Here is a 16,452-nt window from a genome sequence, read left to right on the forward strand (position 1 = left end):
CGCCACCCGTCGGATAATAAACGCCCGTTACACCACCCGTGCCAATCGTGATGAACTCCTCAGCATAAGCCGCAGGCGACAAAAATGCGGCGGTTGCGAAGGCTGTGATAGAAGATTTTTTGAGCACTTTGACACTCCTGTTGTCAGTTTTTTTGATCCTTGTGAGAATGACTGATCCACCCGAAACGTCGTTTGGAATCAGCCATTCAGATGGCAAGGAACTAAGCGAAACCAGACAAGGCGTGTCTATACGGTAGATTACGTATAGGCTGGTGATTCAAAGAGCAGCCACCGCGATACGGCCCAGGTGAAAAGACCGTCTGGATTGACTATTGGACACGACAGCACAGCAACCCTTCCATCAAGATCACTCAGAGCCGGCCCGCAGGCGCAGATCACTGCGTGCGACGCTGGCGCTATGTCTGGCGGGGCTGCAATTCGTAGCGGTGCTGTCCGTGACATTGTCGACTTTTGTCAGTTCGGAAAAAGCCCTGCTACGGCAATCGCGGATTTCTCTGAACCAGGTCAGCGTCAATGTCATTGGCCAGGTGCGAAACTTTCTCAATCCGGCACAGCAAGTATTGGATGCCACTAGGCGGCTGGCGGAAAACGATGTGCTGGATATCAACGACACTTCGGCGCTGGAAAGCCATTTCTTTCAGCAAATTCAGGTGGCTCCGCAATTGGCAGGCATCTATCTGGCAGACCACAGCGGGCGCTTCGTTTATGTCATGCGGACCGAGGAGCCAGGTCGGTATCGCACAAAGGTGATCCCGCCCTTTGCCGCTGAACTGACCGAGCATCCGGCAAGTTTTCAGTGGCGCAATGACCGGTTTACCCTTTTGGAAACGGCGCAATCCCAGACAGATACTTATGAGGCGCGCACCCGGCCTTGGTTTAGGATGGTATCCGAGGCGAAGGCCCCGATCTGGACCCAGCCTTATATCTTCTTCACCACCCGCCAGCCAGGGATTACGTATGGGGTGCCGGTTTTGGATGACGAGGGAAACATACGGGCCATTCTGGGGGTGGATATTCAGATTGACGCCCTGTCGGGGTTCTTGCTGGATATCTGGTCAGAGCGCCGCGGGGCCGCGCTGGTTTTGAACGAGGATGGTTCCGTCCTTGCCCACCCAACTCTTGTTCTGATCGACCAGGACGCGGATTTTGACAATCCTGAACTGCCAATGGTGGATCAGATTGACGACGAATTGGCCCGCCAGGCCTTTGGTGCTTTGGCGCAGAGGGGCAGCAGTCAGATCACCGGACCTGTTCATACTGATTTCGAGTTGGACGGTCAGGACTATGTTGCCATGTTGATCGATGTCTCGGAGCCCGGTTTGAACTGGCTGATCGGGCTCTATGCCGCCGAGGATAATTTTATTGGCGAAGTCAAAAAGAACCGGGTGCAAGGGATCTGGATTGCCCTGTCCATTGCGATTCTGACGGGCGCCATCGGTCTGGCGCTGGCGGACCGGATTTATGCCCCTGTGCGCATGTTTGCCAGTCAGACGCGCCGCCTGTCCAGTGGAGAGATCCCGGCCGGAGAAAGCCTGCACAGCCCCTATCGCGAGCTCGAGGATACCGGCGCGGCGCTGGCGCAGCAGGTGAGGCAGCGGCAGCGTTTTGAGGCGGCCTATGGGCGCACTTTTGATTTGGCGTCGCGTGGGATGGCACAGATTTCTCCCGAAACCGGCCGGTTTCTGCGGGTGAATGAGCAGCTTTGCGACATCATGGGGTATCAGCCGGGTGAGCTGGAAAAGATGACGCTGGCTGATATCCTGCCTGCAGATGGCAAGCAGATCGCTGTGACTCTCCGCGAAACGCTATTGCAGGATTCTGAGTTTATCGTTGAAAATCCCTTTGTTCGAAAGGATGGGTCGAATATCTGGCTGCGTGTGAACGCGATTTTAATTCGCGACGAAAGTGGCGCGCCAGATCATGCGGTGGCCATCATCGACGACGTCAGTGACCGCAAGCTAGCCGAGGCTGAGGCCAGTCGTCTGAGCCGCGACCTGTCCCATGTGGCACGGGTGAACCTGATGGGGGAAATGGCATCGGGCTTGGCGCATGAGCTGAACCAGCCGCTCAGCGCGATTTCATACAATGTCGATGCGGCCATTATGACGCTGGACGAACTGGGCGAGACGGACCCGGAGTTGACCGAAATTCTCAGCGATGTTGACCGTCAATCGCGTCGTGCCGGTGACATCATTCGTGCCTTGCGCGATATGGTCCGCAAGGACCGGGGGCGGCAAACACCTTTCGAATTGGGTGGCCTAATCGCGCAGACCATCACCCTGATGGAGGCCGAGGCCAAAGCCCATGATTTAGCGCTGAGATATGATCGGGTAGACCTGCCGCCGGTGATCGGAAACCGGACCCAGATCGCTCAGGTCCTCGTGAATTTGCTGCGCAATGCGATCGACGCCTTGGCTAGAGACTCAGCCGGGGTCGGATCTATCGTGATCACCGCACATGCCGCAGAAGATGTTGTCGAAGTCCGGGTTGAAGACAACGGCCCCGGGGTCAGTCCCGATGTGGTACTGTTCAACACCTTCGACACACAAAAGGCCGAAGGCATGGGATTGGGTCTTTCGATCTGTCGCACGATCATCAAGACGAATGGCGGTGAAATCTGGCATGACCCGTCTGTTCTGTCGGGCGCGCGGTTCTGTTTCACCTTGCGGCGCAGCGACCGTTCCGGGAAAGAAGATACATGACCGAATTGACCGTCTATATCATTGATGACGATGATGATGTTCGTATTGCCTTGTCCCGTTCTTTGCGCAGGCGCGGCATGACGGTTGCGCATTTCCCGGATGCTCAGAGCTTTCTGGATCAGGTCGACGCAGATGCTGCTGGATGCCTTGTCCTGGACTACGGGATGCCCGACATGGACGGGCTTGAACTGCAAGATTACCTTGTCCGGCAGGATTCGACCCTTCCGATCATCTTCATCTCGGGGCATGGTGGCATCCCGGAATCTGTCCGTGCCACCAAGGCGGGGGCGATCGACTTTCTGGAAAAACCCTTTGACCTGAGCGTTCTGACAGACCGGATCGCAGTGGCTTGGGAGTTAGGAGAGAAGTTGCGCCAGCAAAAAGCGCGACGGCTGGATCTTGCGGAAAAGCGAGGGCGCCTTACAGATCGGGAAGACGAGGTATTGCAGTATATTCTGCGCAACCCCGGCCGCACCACCAGCAAAGAAATCGCAGCAGAATTGAATATCAGCCCGCGCACGGTCGAAATTCATAGGGGGCGCATTCAACTGAAAGTTGGGGTGAAAACCACAATCGAACTCTATGAGTTGTTTGGTAGATCGCCCTAGAGGTCGAACAAGAAAGCGCCCAGCCTACTGGCGGCCGGGCGCATGTTCATCTCGACAGATTGACGGTTCGACTTCGGCTTTCGCGATGCAAATGCCTCGGCTACGCGCGCATATTTGCACCGTTGGCGTCGTATGCAGGTCCCCCTAGAACTTCGGCGTCGTAGAACTCGCCCAGGATTTCCACCTGCAGCTTGGTTCCCGGTGCCGCACTGTCCGAGGCGACATAGCCCATGGCCATCGACTTGCCGACACGGTGGCCGTAACCGCCGGACGAGACATAGCCGACCGCTTCGCCGTCTTTCAGGATCGCTTCGTCGTTTGAGACGTCGATGCCGTCCACGTCGATGGTCATGGTGACCAGCTTTCGTGCCACGCCGTCTGCCTTGAACTTCTCGGTCGCTTCCCTGCCTACAAAGTCCTTCTTCCAGTTGATGAAGACATCCATGCCGGATTCGACCGCATTGAAATCAGGGCGGAAATCGGTGGTCCAGACGCCCCAGCCTTTTTCAAGGCGCAGCGACATCAACGCGCGTGCGCCGTACCAGCGATAGCCCAGATCGGCCCCGGCCTCTTCGATCGCCTCGGCCAGACGCAGCAGGTACATCGGCTTGCAATAGATCTCAAAGCCCAGCTCGCCCGAGAACGAGATACGGTTCAGGATCACCGGCACGCCGCCTACGAAGGTCTGGCGCAGATCGCGGAACTTAAGCGCATCGGCGTTTACGTCGTCGCGGGTTATACGGGCCAGCAGTTCGCGCGATTTGGGGCCTGACAGCGCGATCCCGTGCCAGTCATCCGAGACATTGGCATAGCTCACGTCCGCAGGCAGGTCCTTTTCGAACCAGCGGCGGTGCGCATCCTGCATTGCGCCCGATCCGAACAGCATGAAATGGTCATCGCCCAGACACGCCACGGTCAGGTCACCGTACAGACGGCCTTTTTCGGTCAGCATCGGGGTCAGCGCCAGACGGCCCGGTTTCGGGACATAGCCTGCAAGAGTGCGGTTTAGGTAGTCTCGCGCCCCGGAGCCCTTGAACTCGTGCTTGGCAAAGTTGGCGATCTCAATGCCGCCCACGGCCTCTTGCACGGCTTTTACTTCGCGCGCCACATAGTCGTGGCTGCGGTTCCGCTCGAAAGTCGGGGTTTCATGCGCGTCTTCGGCGTTGTCAGCAAACCATAGCGCGTTTTCCAGACCAAAGCCTTGCCCCATCACGGCGCCCTTTTCGACCAGACGGTCATAGAGCGTGGTGGTTTTCTGCATCCGGCCTTTGGGCAGCGTTTCGTTCGGGAAGGTCATCACGAAACGACGCTCGTAGTTTTCCGAGGACTTGATGGTGCCCCAGTCCGGCGTTGCGAACTCGCCAAAGCGGGCCACGTCCATTGCCCAGACGTCAATCGAGGGCTCGCCGTCGATCATCCATTCGGCCATGGTCAGGCCAACACCGCCGCCCTGACAGAAACCTGCCATGACGCCCACGGCGACCCAATAGTTCTTCATGCCCGGAACCGGGCCGATCATCGGGTTGCCATCTGGGCCAAAGGTGAATGGGCCGTTGATGGTGTCCTTGATGCCGGATTCGCCGATGGCGGGGATACGCTCGAACGACATTTCCAGACGGTCGGCGATGCGGTCCAGATCGGGTTGCAGCAGTTCGTGGCCGAAATCCCACGGCGTGCCATCGACCTTCCACGGGGTCGATTTCGGCTCATACGTGCCCAGCAACATGCCGTGGCGTTCCTGACGGAAATAGATGTTGGCCTCATAGTCGATACCCGCAGGCAGACGACCCGCTTCACCCAGGCTCTCCATGCGGTCCCTGATCATCGGGATCGCATCGGTGATCAGATAGTGGTGCTCCATCGGCTGCACCGGCAGGTGGATGCCCGACATATGGCCCACCTCACGCGCCCATAGGCCACCGCAGTTCACGACCTGCTCGGCGTTAATGACGCCTTTGGGGGTGGTCAGATCCCAGCTGCCATCAGGGCGTTGGGTCATCGACGTCACACCGCAATGGGTGAAGTATTGCGCGCCGTGGTGACGGGCGGATTTTGCAAAGGCGTAGGTCGCGCCCGAGGGGTCTACGTCGCCGTCCTGCTCATCCCAGAGCGCGGCGTGATAGTGTTTGGGATCGATCAGCGGGTGACGCTCGGCCAGTTCCTGCGGGCTGATGAATTCCTGATGCAGGCCCATGTAACGCGCTTTCGAACGCTCGCGCTTGAGATAATCGTACCATTCCTTGGTCGAGGCCGCGTAGAAACCGCCGGTGATGTGCATGCCGACCGAGTGGCCCGAGGTTTCCTCGATCTCTTTGTACAGATCGATGGTATAGCTTTGCAGGCGCGATATGTTGGGGTCCGAGCTGATCGTGTGGATCTGACCCGCCGCGTGCCAGCTGGAGCCTGAGGTCAGTTCATCGCGTTCCAGCAGGACAACGTCCTTCCAGCCGAACTTGGCCAAGTGGAACAGGATCGAACAGCCTACAACGCCGCCGCCGATGATGACGACTTTGGCATGGGAGGGCAGTTGTTTGCCGGATGTGGTTTCATCTTTTTGAATCTCGGGCATGAGAGGGTCCTGTGTCTTTCGTTTGGCTGGGGAAGGGGGCTGTCTGCCCCCCGCCGCGCTGGCGCGCGATTCCCCCCGAGGATATTTTTGGCCAGATGAAGAGATCCCGGTGCTAGTACCAGGCGTCTGGGATTTCTTCTTTGCGCTTGGCAACATAGGCGGCCAGTTCTTCTTTCTTGGCCTCGTCCATCTCAGGCGGCTGGTAGTCGTTCAACATTTGGTTCCAGCGTTCATAGGCGCGGCGGCGCATGTCCTTGGAGCCGCCTTCTTCCCAGCTTTCGACATTTTCGCTGTCGCTCAATCTGGGCTCATAGAACGCGGTCTGGTAGTTTCGCATGGTGTGGGCGCAGCCCAGGAAGTGTCCTCCGGCCTTGACCTCGCCATAGGCGTCGCGTGCAAAGGCCTCGTCACTAGTATCCAGGCCCTGGCTGAGCACTTTCTGGTAAGAGCCGAGACGGTCGGCATCCATGATCAGTTTTTCGAACCCGGTGCACAGGCCACCTTCGAGCCAACCGGCTGAGTGCAGCACGAAGTTGGCTCCGGCCAGCATGGTGGAGTGCATGGAATCGGCGGATTCGTAGGCGGCTTGCGCGTCTTCGATCTTGGAGGCGGTCAGCGAGCCGCCGCAGCGCAGTGGTAGGCCAGCCCGACGGGCCAGTTGTCCGATCGCATAGTTCGACATCACCGGTTCAGGCATGCCAAAGGTCGGTGCGCCGGATTTCAGCGACATGGATGACAGGAAATTGCCCAAGACAAAGGGCGCGCCGGGGCGCAGCAGTTGCACATAGGCGCAGACCATCATCGCCTCGGCCATGGCCTGTGAGACGCTGGCGGCAGTACTGACAGGACCCATTGCGCCGGACAAGATGAACGGAACCACGATCATGCCTTGGCCGCGAGTCGAATAGACTCGCGCCGCTTCGGTGACAACGCGGTCGACCAGCAGCGGAGAATTCGTGTTCACGTTGCCCAAGATGACGCAGTTTTCGCGCATGAAGTCCGCGCCAAAGACAATCTCGGCCATGTCGATACTGTCTTGCGCCCGGCTCATCTCGGTGATTGCGCCCAGATGCGGTTTGTCGCTGAGGGTCATATGCGCAAACATCATGTCCAGGTGGCGCTTGCTGACCGGAACATCGCAGGGCTCGCAGGTGACGAACCCGCCATGATGCAGATATGGGTGCATGTAGGTCAGTTTGACCAGCTTTTCGAACGCGTCGATGTCGCCATAGCGGCGACCGCCCTCAAGGTCGCGTACGAAGGGCGCGCCGTAGACAGGTGCAAAGACCTGATTGCCTTCTCCGATCACCACTGATCGTTCGGGGTTGCGCGCGATTTGGGTAAAGCTCTTAGGTGCCTTGGCGCACAAGCTGCGAATCCATTGTGCGTCGGCCCGCACAATATCCCCTTCGACCCGGGCACCTTCACGTCGCCACAAATCCAGCGCCTGCGGATCGTCGCGAAATGCGATGCCTACATCCTGAAAAATCCAGTCAACCTGTGCCTCAAGCCGCGTCAGGGCCTCTTCGGTCAGAGGGTCGAAAAACGCCAGTTTGCGCTGGATGTATGGGGAGGCCGGAACCGAACCGGGCTCTGAACTGTGGGACCGGGATTGACGCGAACGCCGAGCCATAGTGAATCACTCCATTCTTTTTCGACATATTAAGACCTTGAAATGGCGCTGTGATGCTTGAAAAAAAGAATGCGTAGCATAAACAGTATTTATGCAAGAACTCTGGAAACTTCTCGGATCTCCGCGGCATCTCGTGGTATTTGAAGCTGCCGCAAGGCTTCAATCCTTCACGCGGGCTGCGCAAGAGCTTAACGTCCAACAACCGGCGGTCAGTGTCGCGATCCGACGTCTTGAGGAGGGGTTGGGAACGGCGCTTTTTACCCGAAGCCACCGTCAGGTTGTCCTGACCACGGCAGGCGAGAGGTTGCTGGCCGATGTAACCCGCGCTTTTGAACAGCTCGCTCTTTCTGTCTCATCCATCCAACAGCTTGGTCAGACCGGATATGTGACTCTCAGCGCTTCGACGGCTTTCAATAACTATTGGATCATGCCGCGCCTTGCTGACTTGCAGCAGCAACACCCGCAAATTGACCTGAGATTGCAGTCCAGCGACCGGGACCCCGACATCGACGCGGAAAACATCAGTCTTGCTGTTCGGCAGGGGGACGGGAACTGGCCGGAATGCGAAAGCGCCCTGATCGCGCCCGAGGTGATCTATCCGGTTGCATCACCGCGCGTCATGGCGGCGGCTGTTGATCTGCGTAGCTTGCCCAATCTGCTGACCCAGCGCCTGATCCACTTGGAAGAGCCCATTCGTCAACGTCCAAGTTGGCGAGATTGGTTCGCGAATTTTTCGGTCAATACAGCGGTGCCGCAAACGGGTCTGCGTCTCAATGACTATGCTCTGGTCCTTCAGGCTGCCATGGCCGGTGAGGGCTTTGCCTTCGGTTGGAAACACCTGACAGACCGGCTGATTGAGCAAGGTCTGTTGGCGGCCAGACCGGAATGGCAATGGACAACGGGGAAGGGGTTTTACCTTATCTGGTCGAAGAGAAGACCCTTGTCTGATGATGCGCAGAGGGTCAAGGAATGGCTTCTTGCCACCGCGCAAGCAGAAGCCGGATAGACCTGCACAAAAGGGACCGTCTCGCCTTACATCAAATATTTTCCAGTACCGGCTGAAAGAAGCGGGCTGCTATACCGAAGAGCCGACGCGGAATGGTGTGACCCGTGAACGTAACCCTCGACCGTCCACATTTTGTCCTGAACACTTTGTGCGCTTGACGCAGAAAATACAGTGATATAGCGCAGAAGCGCACCCTTAACGGTTTTGGTGCGCGACCAGGCGGCGATTGAGGCGTTTATGTCCCCACCCCAAAAGTTCGTGTTCTTTCTGACGGATGAGTTTTCGCATCTGGCGTTTTCCTGTGCAGTCGAGCCTTTGCGAATTGCAAACCTGATCAGTGGTAAGGAACTATACGAATGGTCCTTGCGCTCGGAAGATGGGGTGTCGGTTACGTCGTCGAACGGTTCTGAAACGCTGGTGGACGGGGATTTTTCTGTCGTCCCGAAATGTCATAGGTTGCTGGTGTTGTCTGGCATCAACATGCGCAATCATGTCAGCCGCCCCTTGTTGGCGGCTCTAAGGCGTGAACGCGCAAAAGGAACAGAGATTGGTGCGCTGTGCTCGGGCGCATGGATATTGGCAGAGGCCGGTTTTCTGGACGGTATGAAAGCCGCCATTCACTGGGAATATCACGACAGCTTTATGGAAGAGTTTCCAGATGTGAATCTGGTGCGCAGTGTCTTTGTCGCGGACGAAAAATACATCACCGCTTCTGGAGGCACGGCGACCGCGGACCTGATGCTGCATTTGATCGAAGCGGATCACGGTGAAGACCTCGCCTTGGATGTCGCAGACCAGATGGTCTATGTCGCCGTTCGTAACGCCACCGCTGAACAGCGCGTTTCCTTGCAATCCAGAAATGGGATGCGCAACAAACATCTGGTCGGCGCGATCCGTGTCATGCGCGATCATATCGACGAGCCGGTCTCGCCTTCGGTTATTGCAACGCAGCTCGGCATTTCGACCCGCCAACTTGAAAGGCTGTTCGGCAAATACCTGAATTCGACTCCCAAAAAATACTATGTCGAAATGCGAATGGACCGGGCACGGACGCTGTTGTTGCAGACCGAGGATTCGATCACCGACATTGCGTTGGCCTGCGGATATGAAAGCCCCGGTCATTTTTCGAAAGTCTATCGTGCCCATTTTGGCGTTTCGCCTCACGCGCAGCGCAACAAGATAGACTAGCTTCATACGCCAGGGCCGACCCGGGGCTTCGAAGGTTGATTCGAGTCCCGGGCCCTTGTCGTGTCGCACGCGGCACCATCATGTCGCATCTATCAAATATGCTTCGCTCATTTTGACGCAGCCGCGTTCGGCAACTGCCATATTCTGTGAAAATCCTGGAGAAACCCGATGACCACAGAAACTCGCATCCGTTCCCGCTCTGGCGGTCGTTCTGCCCGGCGGGCCATTCGTACCGCTCCGGTGTTCGACATGCTTTCCGGCTTGACCCGCAACTTGCCGGTTTGTGAAGTCATGGACGGCGCCCAGGTAGAGTTGATCGACAATGCGGCCATGGACATTCTGGAAAATGTCGGTGTCCAGTTCCGCGACCCGATCGCGCTGGAAGACTGGAAGAAGGCTGGTGCAAAGGTCGTTGGCGAACTGGTCTATCTGGATCGCAACATGGTGCGCGAGTTGATCGCAACCATCCCGGCGCAGTTTACATATCACGCGCGCGATCCGAAAAAGAATGTGATGCTGGGCGGCAAGCACTCGGTCTTCGTGCCGATGACCGGCGCGCCCTTCCTGCGAGATCTGGAGGATGTGCGGCGAAACCCGTTGCTGGAAGATCTGGCGATGTTCCACAAGCTCAGCCACATGATGCCGGCGCTGCACAGCTCGGCCCACCATATTGTCGAGCCCTACGATCACCCGATCAGCCAGCGTCACTTGCGCATCACATATTCGTCCATGAAATATTCCGACAAAATGTTCATGGGTATGACCACTTCGCCCAAAAACGCCGAAGACGTGATGGATATGTGCGCGATCCTGTTCGGCGATGAGTTCATCGACAACAATCCCGTCACCACGGGGAACTGCAATGGCAACAGCCCGCTGGTATGGGATGAAACCATGCTGGGCGCGATGCGCGCTTTCAGCCGACGCAATCAACCCGTTTTGTGCTCGCCCTTTGTGCTGGGTGGCGCAAACACGCCGGCATCCGTTCCCGCCACCGTGGCGCAGCTGACGGCTGAGGCCTTGTCGGCGCTGGCCTATACACAGGTGATCCGCAAGGGGGCCCCGGCGATCTGGGGTCACTATCTGTCGACTGTGTCGATGAAATCCGGCGCGCCGATGGCGGGCACACCCGAGATCAGCCTGATGAACTTCATGATCGGTCAGATGGCGCGGTTCTATGATGTTCCGTGGCGCACCTCGAACACTTTGGGCGGTGCCAAGACCTTTGACGCGCAGGCAGGCTACGAATCCGCAACAACGCTCAGTGCGGTGATCCATGCCGGTGCGAACTATATCTGGCACTCCGCCGGTTGGAACGAGGCGGGAATGCATTGCTCGGTCGCCAAGTTCATCGTCGATGCGGAACAATGCGCCATGGCCTATCGCATGGCAGAAGGCCCCAAATGGCACGATTTCGATCAGGCGCTTGCCGCGGTTCCAGATGTTGGGCCCGGTGGTCACTACTTGGGCCATCCGCACACGCAAGACAATTTCCAGGAGGCGTTCTTCATGCCGGAACTGTTCGACAACAACTCGATCGAGCAATGGCAAGCAGAAGGCAGTGTCGAGATTACCGAACGCGCGTTGAAACACGCCAAAAAGCTGTTGGCCGAGTACCAAGAACCCAAATTGGACGAAGCCAAGAACGAAGAGCTATTGGATTACATCGCGCGCCGTGAACGTGAGATCCCTGCAGCTGATGAACTGAACCAGACTTACTGAGAAAAGTCTCTCCCCGTACTGGCCCGCCTCAATAGGCGGGCTTTTTTTCGAGGTGGGAAAACAATGTTGCGGGCGACCGAGCGGATCCGCCCGGCGCCCTGACTATTCTACACGCGCGCGCCATTCCTTCCACCGAAGCACGGCGTTGCCGCCGATTTCTCTGAAGGGTTGCGGTGGCAGTCGTTTTGGTTGAGCTTCTGCCGAGAAGTGCCGTGAGATGGCTGAACTGTGACCGCAGGCGAGTTCTGCCGCCGCGATACCTGTGAGGGTTCCGCGCGCAGTGCCCAGCCCGTTTTGAACGCAGCCGGAATAGACCCCGGTGTCGATTTCGCGGGTGACTGAAACGCCGTTCAGGCTCAGGCACAGGTGACCTGCCCATTGGTACTGCATCTTCATGCCAGCAAGCTGGGGGAAGCGCGCGTCGAATTTACGCTGCATGACCTTTGAGGCGCGCGTCAGGTCGCGAGCAGTAGCGGTCATGCCGGGGCGTAAGGCGGCGCAGGTTCGGGTGATGATGCGGTTGCCGCCTTGTCCGGTGTCAATCCGGCGCATGGTGGTGCCCATGGGATTGGACGGGGTCACTCCCCAGCGGGGTTGGCCGCCCAGTTTCTCCAACGCATCGCTGCCCAATTCCGGGGTCATCGACGCAAACAGAAACAGATGCATCAAACGGTCGCGCTCGAGCCCAAAGCTTTCAAGGTGGCCGTTGACGGTCAGAATCACCATGGGTGCCGTGACGCTGCCTTTCTCTGCCTGCACGCGCCAGTCTTTGCCTTCGCAGGCAAAGCCGGTGACAGGGCTGTTTTCAAAAAGACGCACGCCTTGCCCGACCAGACCGTCCGCCAACCCGCGGATATAACCGGCGGGCTGCAACATCACCGTACCTGACGTGTAAAGCCCTGACGTATAGTGGCGCGAGCCGGTCAGTTCATACATTTGCCGAGCATCCAACGTCTGGCTTTCTTCGCCCAACGATGTCAGGTGCTGCGCATAGCTTTTGTTGTGCGCCTCAGCCGTGTCGCTGACCGCCCCATTGACCTTGCCCGCCGGGTCAAAATAGTTCGGGTCGATTTGATATTCCTCAACGGCCATGCGGGCAAAACGGATCGCTTGTCGGTTCAGATCAATCATCTTGCGATCGTCACCGCTGCCTGCATAGTCGTCCGAGGCCAGATCATGCGGCAGGTCGATCATGAAACCCGAGTTTCTGCCTGCTGCGCCTTCGGCGATCCGACCGGCCTCAATGACCACGACTTCGGCCTCGGGTTGCAACTGTCTAATACGGCGTGCGGCTGTCAGTCCCGCAAAGCCCGCCCCAACAACGACAAAATCAGCAGTCTGATCCTCGTCCAGCTCCGTCGGCTGAGCTTGCGGACCCAGAATCGTGTTCCAAGCAGCCGGTCCGCGTTGGACCGGCAGGGTTTTAGCGGTGTACCGCGTCAATTCACAGCCTCATCGGCGTCATCGGCAAGATCAATCCAGATGGTTTTCAGCTGGGTATATTGATCATGGGCATGGACCGAGTTGTCGCGGCCGCCAAAGCCCGACTGTTTGTACCCGCCAAACGGGGTCGAGATGTCGCCTTCGCCAAAGCTGTTGACTGTGACAGTCCCAGCCCGCAGGGCGCGGGCACCGCGAATGGCGCGTTTGGCATTGGCGGTGAAGATCGACGCACACAGGCCGTATTCGGTGTCATTTGCGACCGCGATCGCCTCGTCAAAGCCCGAGACTTCGATCACCGACAGAACCGGGCCAAAGATTTCTTCGCGGGCCAGAACGGCATTGTTGTCTGCAACTTCGACCACGGTGGCATCGACAAAACCATCCTTGGCAGTGCCGCCGATCAGCACATTTTCGGCCTGGTCCAGATAGCCGCATACCTTGGTGTAATGCCCCTCGGATACCAGCGCGCCCATGCGGGTTTCCGGGTCCAGCGGGTCGCCGATATTCCACTGTTTCGCATGATGCGCGATACGCTCCAACAGCTCGGCCTTGACGTCCTTGTGCACGATCAGGCGGGACGAGGCCGAGCAGTTCTCGCCCATGTTCCAGAACGCCCCGTTGACCAGATGCTGGGCCACGCGGTCCAGGTTTTCCGCATCATCCATCACGATGGCGGGGTTCTTGCCACCCATTTCAAGCACCACCTCTTTGGCGTTGCTTTCCGCCGAATAGGTCAGGAACCGCTTACCGGTCACGGTCGAGCCGGTGAAGGACACCATGTCGACATCCATGTGGCGGCCAATGGGTTCGCCCACATCGGCCCCGCCGCCGGGAACAATGTTGAGAACACCGGCTGGAACACCGGCCTCCATCGCCAGTTCGGCCACGCGCAACGCCGTCAGGGTGGTTTCCGCCGCTGGTTTGATCACCAGCGAACAACCCGCCGCCAGCGCCGGGCCGATCTTCCACGCCAACATCAGCAGAGGGAAGTTCCACGGCAGCACCAGACCCACCACGCCGATGGGTTCGCGCACGACCATGGCGATGTGATCGTCCGAGGCGGGCGAGACCTGATCATAGATCTTGTCGATCGCTTCGGCATGCCATTTGAGGCAATGGATCGTCTCGGGCACATCCACGGTTTCGCAATCATAGATGGTCTTGCCGCTGTCGATGCTTTCCATCACTGCAAGTTCCCGTGCATTGCGGGTCATCAGCTTGCAAAGACGGATCAGCACGTCCTTACGCTCGGACGGGTACAGTTTCGACCAGCGGCCATCGTCAAAGGCGTCGCGCGCTTTTTCGACCGCAAAATCCACATCTTCCGCGCCACATGCGGCAATCTCGGCCAGAGTCTCGCCGGTGGCCGGGTTGGTGCTGGTAAACGTCTTGCCCGAGATCGCCGGACGGAAGCTGCCGTCGATAAAGGCACCGGTGGGCAGGTCCAGACCCGCGGCGATGGATTTATATTCGTCCTGTGTCAGCAAGCTCATGCCTTATCCCTCCGCCACGATGTCAGCGATTTTGCGTTTCAACACGCGCGTGACCTGTTCCAGCGCGCGTTTGTCATCCTTGTTCAGACCCTTCAGCGGCGGGCGCATGATGCCCGCGTCGATACCGTTCATGGTGACGCCGTGCTTGATGGTCTGGATGAACTTTCCACCCTGTTCCAGCACATGCATCAGCGGCAGCATGGCCGACATGATGCGGCGGCCTTTGTCAAAGTTCCCCTCGACCACGCAGGCATTGTACAGCGCCACATGTTCCGCTGGCAGGAAGTTCGACCCACCACAGACCCAGAACGGCGCGCCCCAGGCAAAGAATTCCAGCGCCTGATCGTCCATGCCGCAGCCCAGCTGGATATGCGGATAGTCACGCGCCAGCAGGTGTACCCGGTTGATATCGCCCGAGCTTTCCTTGATGCCGCAGAAGTTGCGGCTGCGACCCACGCGATCCAGAAACTCTTCGCCCATCATGGTGCCGGTTCGGTGCGGATAATTGTACAGCATCACCGGCAGATCGGCCGCCTTGTCGATGGTCAGCGCGTTCAGCGCGTTTTCCCGGTCGGTGGGCACCGAATAGGCCGGGCTGGCCAGCAGGATCGCATCTGCGCCAATCTCACGCGCGCCTGTCGCCAGCGCAATGGAATCCGGCGTCATCATCGCACCGGTGCCGACGACCAGCGGCAGGCGGCCATTCAATCGTTCATGGGTGAACTTCGCCAGCTCCAGGCGCTCGGCCACCGGCTGCGTATAGTTCTCGCCGGTGGACCCGCCCGAGATCAGGCCATGCACACCGTTTTCGATGAGATTTTCGATCACATCCGACAGCGCGTCCCAGTTGACGCTGCCATCCTCGTGATATGGGGTCACGACGGGCGTGTAGATCCCTTCAAATTTGAACAGGGGTGTCATTTACATCCTCATGCAGGGGTTTTGCGCGCAAAAGATCCAAGCGGTACATCAAGCCCTGCGGGCGTGACGAACAGCTCGATCTGGTCGCGGGACAGGTTCCAATGGTCGATGGCCAGCTGCGCGGCAGCCGCCTCATCGCCCGCCTCGATGGCGGCGATGATGGCATCGTGCTGACTGCTGGCGACTGATAGGTTTTCGGCCATGTGTTGGTCCTGCGGCTGATAAAAGGTCATGCCAATTCTGGCGTGGTCAATCAGCAGTCGCTTGAAGGACGGCAACAGATAGGTGTTATCTGCCATGGTGCCGGTAATCTCGTGGAACAGGTTGTTGGCCATTGCCCGGTCCGCACCCGACCCCGAGCGCAATGCCCTCTTGAAGTCTTCCTGTGCGGCTTTCAAATCGGCAAGTTGAGCAGTTGTGGCATTCTTTGCCGCAAGGCGCAGAATTGCCCCATAAATCATTGGTGCGGCCAGAAAGAAATCACGCAGGGTCGTGTACGACATCCCGGTTACCCGCGCACCGCGGTTTTCGCGAAGCTCCAGATACCCTTCGCCCGCTAACAGTCGGAACACTTCACGCAAGGGCGTGCGGGACAAGTCGAACTCTTCTGACAACGTGGCTTCGTCCAAATCTTCCCCTGGCGTCAGTGCAAGCGTCATCACCGCTGTTTTCAAATGCTCATAGAGCTGCGTTTTCTTGCGCCGGGATGCATCTTTCATCTCAGGTCCTCTCATCGCGCGCCCCTGCGATCTGTGAAATCAGAATCGCGACAATGGGGGTTGTCTCTCGGCCAGATATCTTAAAATGCAAGTTGTATACAATTAAAATATTTTATCATCCGCACATAATTTTTGCTCGAAGGTCCAGGTGTAGGCCCTGTGATTGGTCGGCGAGGCCATGGGGCAGGCGTGGCGCGCGATGCGCACCCTGCGGGGTGCAACACTGGCCGTTCGAGAGGGTAAAGTCCGGACATACAATTGAGACATGACCCGACATCCCCCTGAGACATAGAAACAGAACAATCATGACATCCGAATTCGATCTTGGATTGTCTGCTCAATGCGGGGCGATCAAACAGGTTTAAATTCTGTCCAATTCAACGCCGTCGGTTTGGGTTCATGCATGGATACAATTGATACAAATAGC

General features: G+C 58.0%; 11 protein-coding genes. 5 read left to right on the forward strand and 6 right to left on the reverse strand.

The window, feature by feature from the left end; genetic code table 11:
- Positions 1-332: 332 nt before the first annotated feature.
- Both ACR0L1_RS09760 and ACR0L1_RS09765 read left to right on the forward strand, forming a co-directional pair.
- Positions 333-2,723 carry a sensor histidine kinase gene (locus ACR0L1_RS09760; protein WP_480858490.1) on the forward strand — a complete coding sequence of 797 codons (2,391 nt, stop codon included), beginning with the start codon at positions 333-335 and terminating at the stop codon, positions 2,721-2,723.
- Entirely contained in the window at positions 2,720-3,331 is a 612-nt protein-coding gene (locus ACR0L1_RS09765) for a response regulator transcription factor (RefSeq protein WP_480858492.1), read from the forward strand. Before ACR0L1_RS09760 ends, ACR0L1_RS09765 begins: the two co-directional genes overlap by 4 nt.
- Before the next feature lie 100 nt (positions 3,332-3,431).
- Here the strand turns inward: ACR0L1_RS09765 and ACR0L1_RS09770 are convergent, their stop codons facing one another.
- Positions 3,432-5,900: a GcvT family protein gene (locus ACR0L1_RS09770; protein WP_480858494.1), complete on the reverse strand. Its 2,469-nt coding sequence runs from the start codon at positions 5,898-5,900 to the stop codon at positions 3,432-3,434.
- A 112-nt stretch (positions 5,901-6,012) separates the two neighbouring features.
- On the reverse strand, positions 6,013-7,533 hold the full coding sequence (locus ACR0L1_RS09775) for a trimethylamine methyltransferase family protein (protein WP_480858496.1): 1,521 nt from the start codon (positions 7,531-7,533) through the stop codon (positions 6,013-6,015).
- Between the two features lie 133 nt (positions 7,534-7,666).
- Here ACR0L1_RS09775 and ACR0L1_RS09780 point away from each other — a divergent pair, with 133 nt between their 5' ends.
- From ACR0L1_RS09780 to ACR0L1_RS09790, 3 genes are all read left to right on the forward strand, one after another.
- The gene (locus ACR0L1_RS09780; RefSeq protein ID WP_480858498.1) at positions 7,667-8,539 is read left to right on the forward strand and encodes a LysR substrate-binding domain-containing protein; all 873 of its coding nucleotides are present in this window, start codon (positions 7,667-7,669) and stop codon (positions 8,537-8,539) included.
- Between the two features lie 237 nt (positions 8,540-8,776).
- Positions 8,777-9,727 carry a GlxA family transcriptional regulator gene (locus ACR0L1_RS09785; protein WP_170783644.1) on the forward strand — a complete coding sequence of 317 codons (951 nt, stop codon included), beginning with the start codon at positions 8,777-8,779 and terminating at the stop codon, positions 9,725-9,727.
- 168 nt (positions 9,728-9,895) lie between these two features.
- Positions 9,896-11,449, forward strand: coding sequence for a trimethylamine methyltransferase family protein (locus tag ACR0L1_RS09790; protein ID WP_480858500.1), 1,554 nt, complete (start codon positions 9,896-9,898; stop codon positions 11,447-11,449).
- Between the two features lie 102 nt (positions 11,450-11,551).
- Here ACR0L1_RS09790 and ACR0L1_RS09795 read toward each other — a convergent pair whose 3' ends face one another.
- Genes ACR0L1_RS09795 through ACR0L1_RS09810 form a run of 4 tightly spaced genes read right to left on the reverse strand, consistent with a single transcriptional unit; the run spans position 11,552 to position 16,025 of the window.
- The gene (locus ACR0L1_RS09795) at positions 11,552-12,892 is read right to left on the reverse strand and encodes an NAD(P)/FAD-dependent oxidoreductase (RefSeq protein WP_480858502.1); all 1,341 of its coding nucleotides are present in this window, start codon (positions 12,890-12,892) and stop codon (positions 11,552-11,554) included.
- On the reverse strand, positions 12,889-14,385 hold the full coding sequence (locus tag ACR0L1_RS09800; protein WP_480858504.1) for an aldehyde dehydrogenase: 1,497 nt from the start codon (positions 14,383-14,385) through the stop codon (positions 12,889-12,891). The genes ACR0L1_RS09795 and ACR0L1_RS09800 overlap by 4 nt, the downstream gene beginning before the upstream one ends.
- A 3-nt stretch (positions 14,386-14,388) precedes the next feature.
- Entirely contained in the window at positions 14,389-15,306 is a 918-nt protein-coding gene (locus tag ACR0L1_RS09805) for a dihydrodipicolinate synthase family protein (protein ID WP_480858506.1), read from the reverse strand.
- Between the two features lie 8 nt (positions 15,307-15,314).
- A complete protein-coding gene (locus ACR0L1_RS09810) occupies positions 15,315-16,025 on the reverse strand; it encodes a GntR family transcriptional regulator (RefSeq protein WP_480858508.1) in 711 nt (236 codons plus the stop codon).
- Positions 16,026-16,452 lie beyond the last annotated feature (427 nt).

It is taken from the genome of Ruegeria sp. J8, from assembly GCF_056531925.1.

Excerpts from the sequence above, each read along its gene's own strand:
- ACR0L1_RS09805 (WP_480858506.1), bottom strand. The coding sequence starts at position 15,306 with ATGACACCCCTGTTCAAATTTGAAGGGATCTACACGCCCGTCGTGACC.
- ACR0L1_RS09770 (WP_480858494.1), bottom strand. The coding sequence starts at position 5,900 with ATGCCCGAGATTCAAAAAGATGAAACCACATCCGGCAAACAACTGCCC.
- ACR0L1_RS09800 (WP_480858504.1), bottom strand. The coding sequence starts at position 14,385 with ATGAGCTTGCTGACACAGGACGAATATAAATCCATCGCCGCGGGTCTG.
- ACR0L1_RS09785 (WP_170783644.1), top strand. The coding sequence starts at position 8,777 with ATGTCCCCACCCCAAAAGTTCGTGTTCTTTCTGACGGATGAGTTTTCG.
- ACR0L1_RS09765 (WP_480858492.1), top strand. The coding sequence starts at position 2,720 with ATGACCGAATTGACCGTCTATATCATTGATGACGATGATGATGTTCGT.
- ACR0L1_RS09810 (WP_480858508.1), bottom strand. The coding sequence starts at position 16,025 with ATGAAAGATGCATCCCGGCGCAAGAAAACGCAGCTCTATGAGCATTTG.
- ACR0L1_RS09775 (WP_480858496.1), bottom strand. The coding sequence starts at position 7,533 with ATGGCTCGGCGTTCGCGTCAATCCCGGTCCCACAGTTCAGAGCCCGGT.
- ACR0L1_RS09790 (WP_480858500.1), top strand. The coding sequence starts at position 9,896 with ATGACCACAGAAACTCGCATCCGTTCCCGCTCTGGCGGTCGTTCTGCC.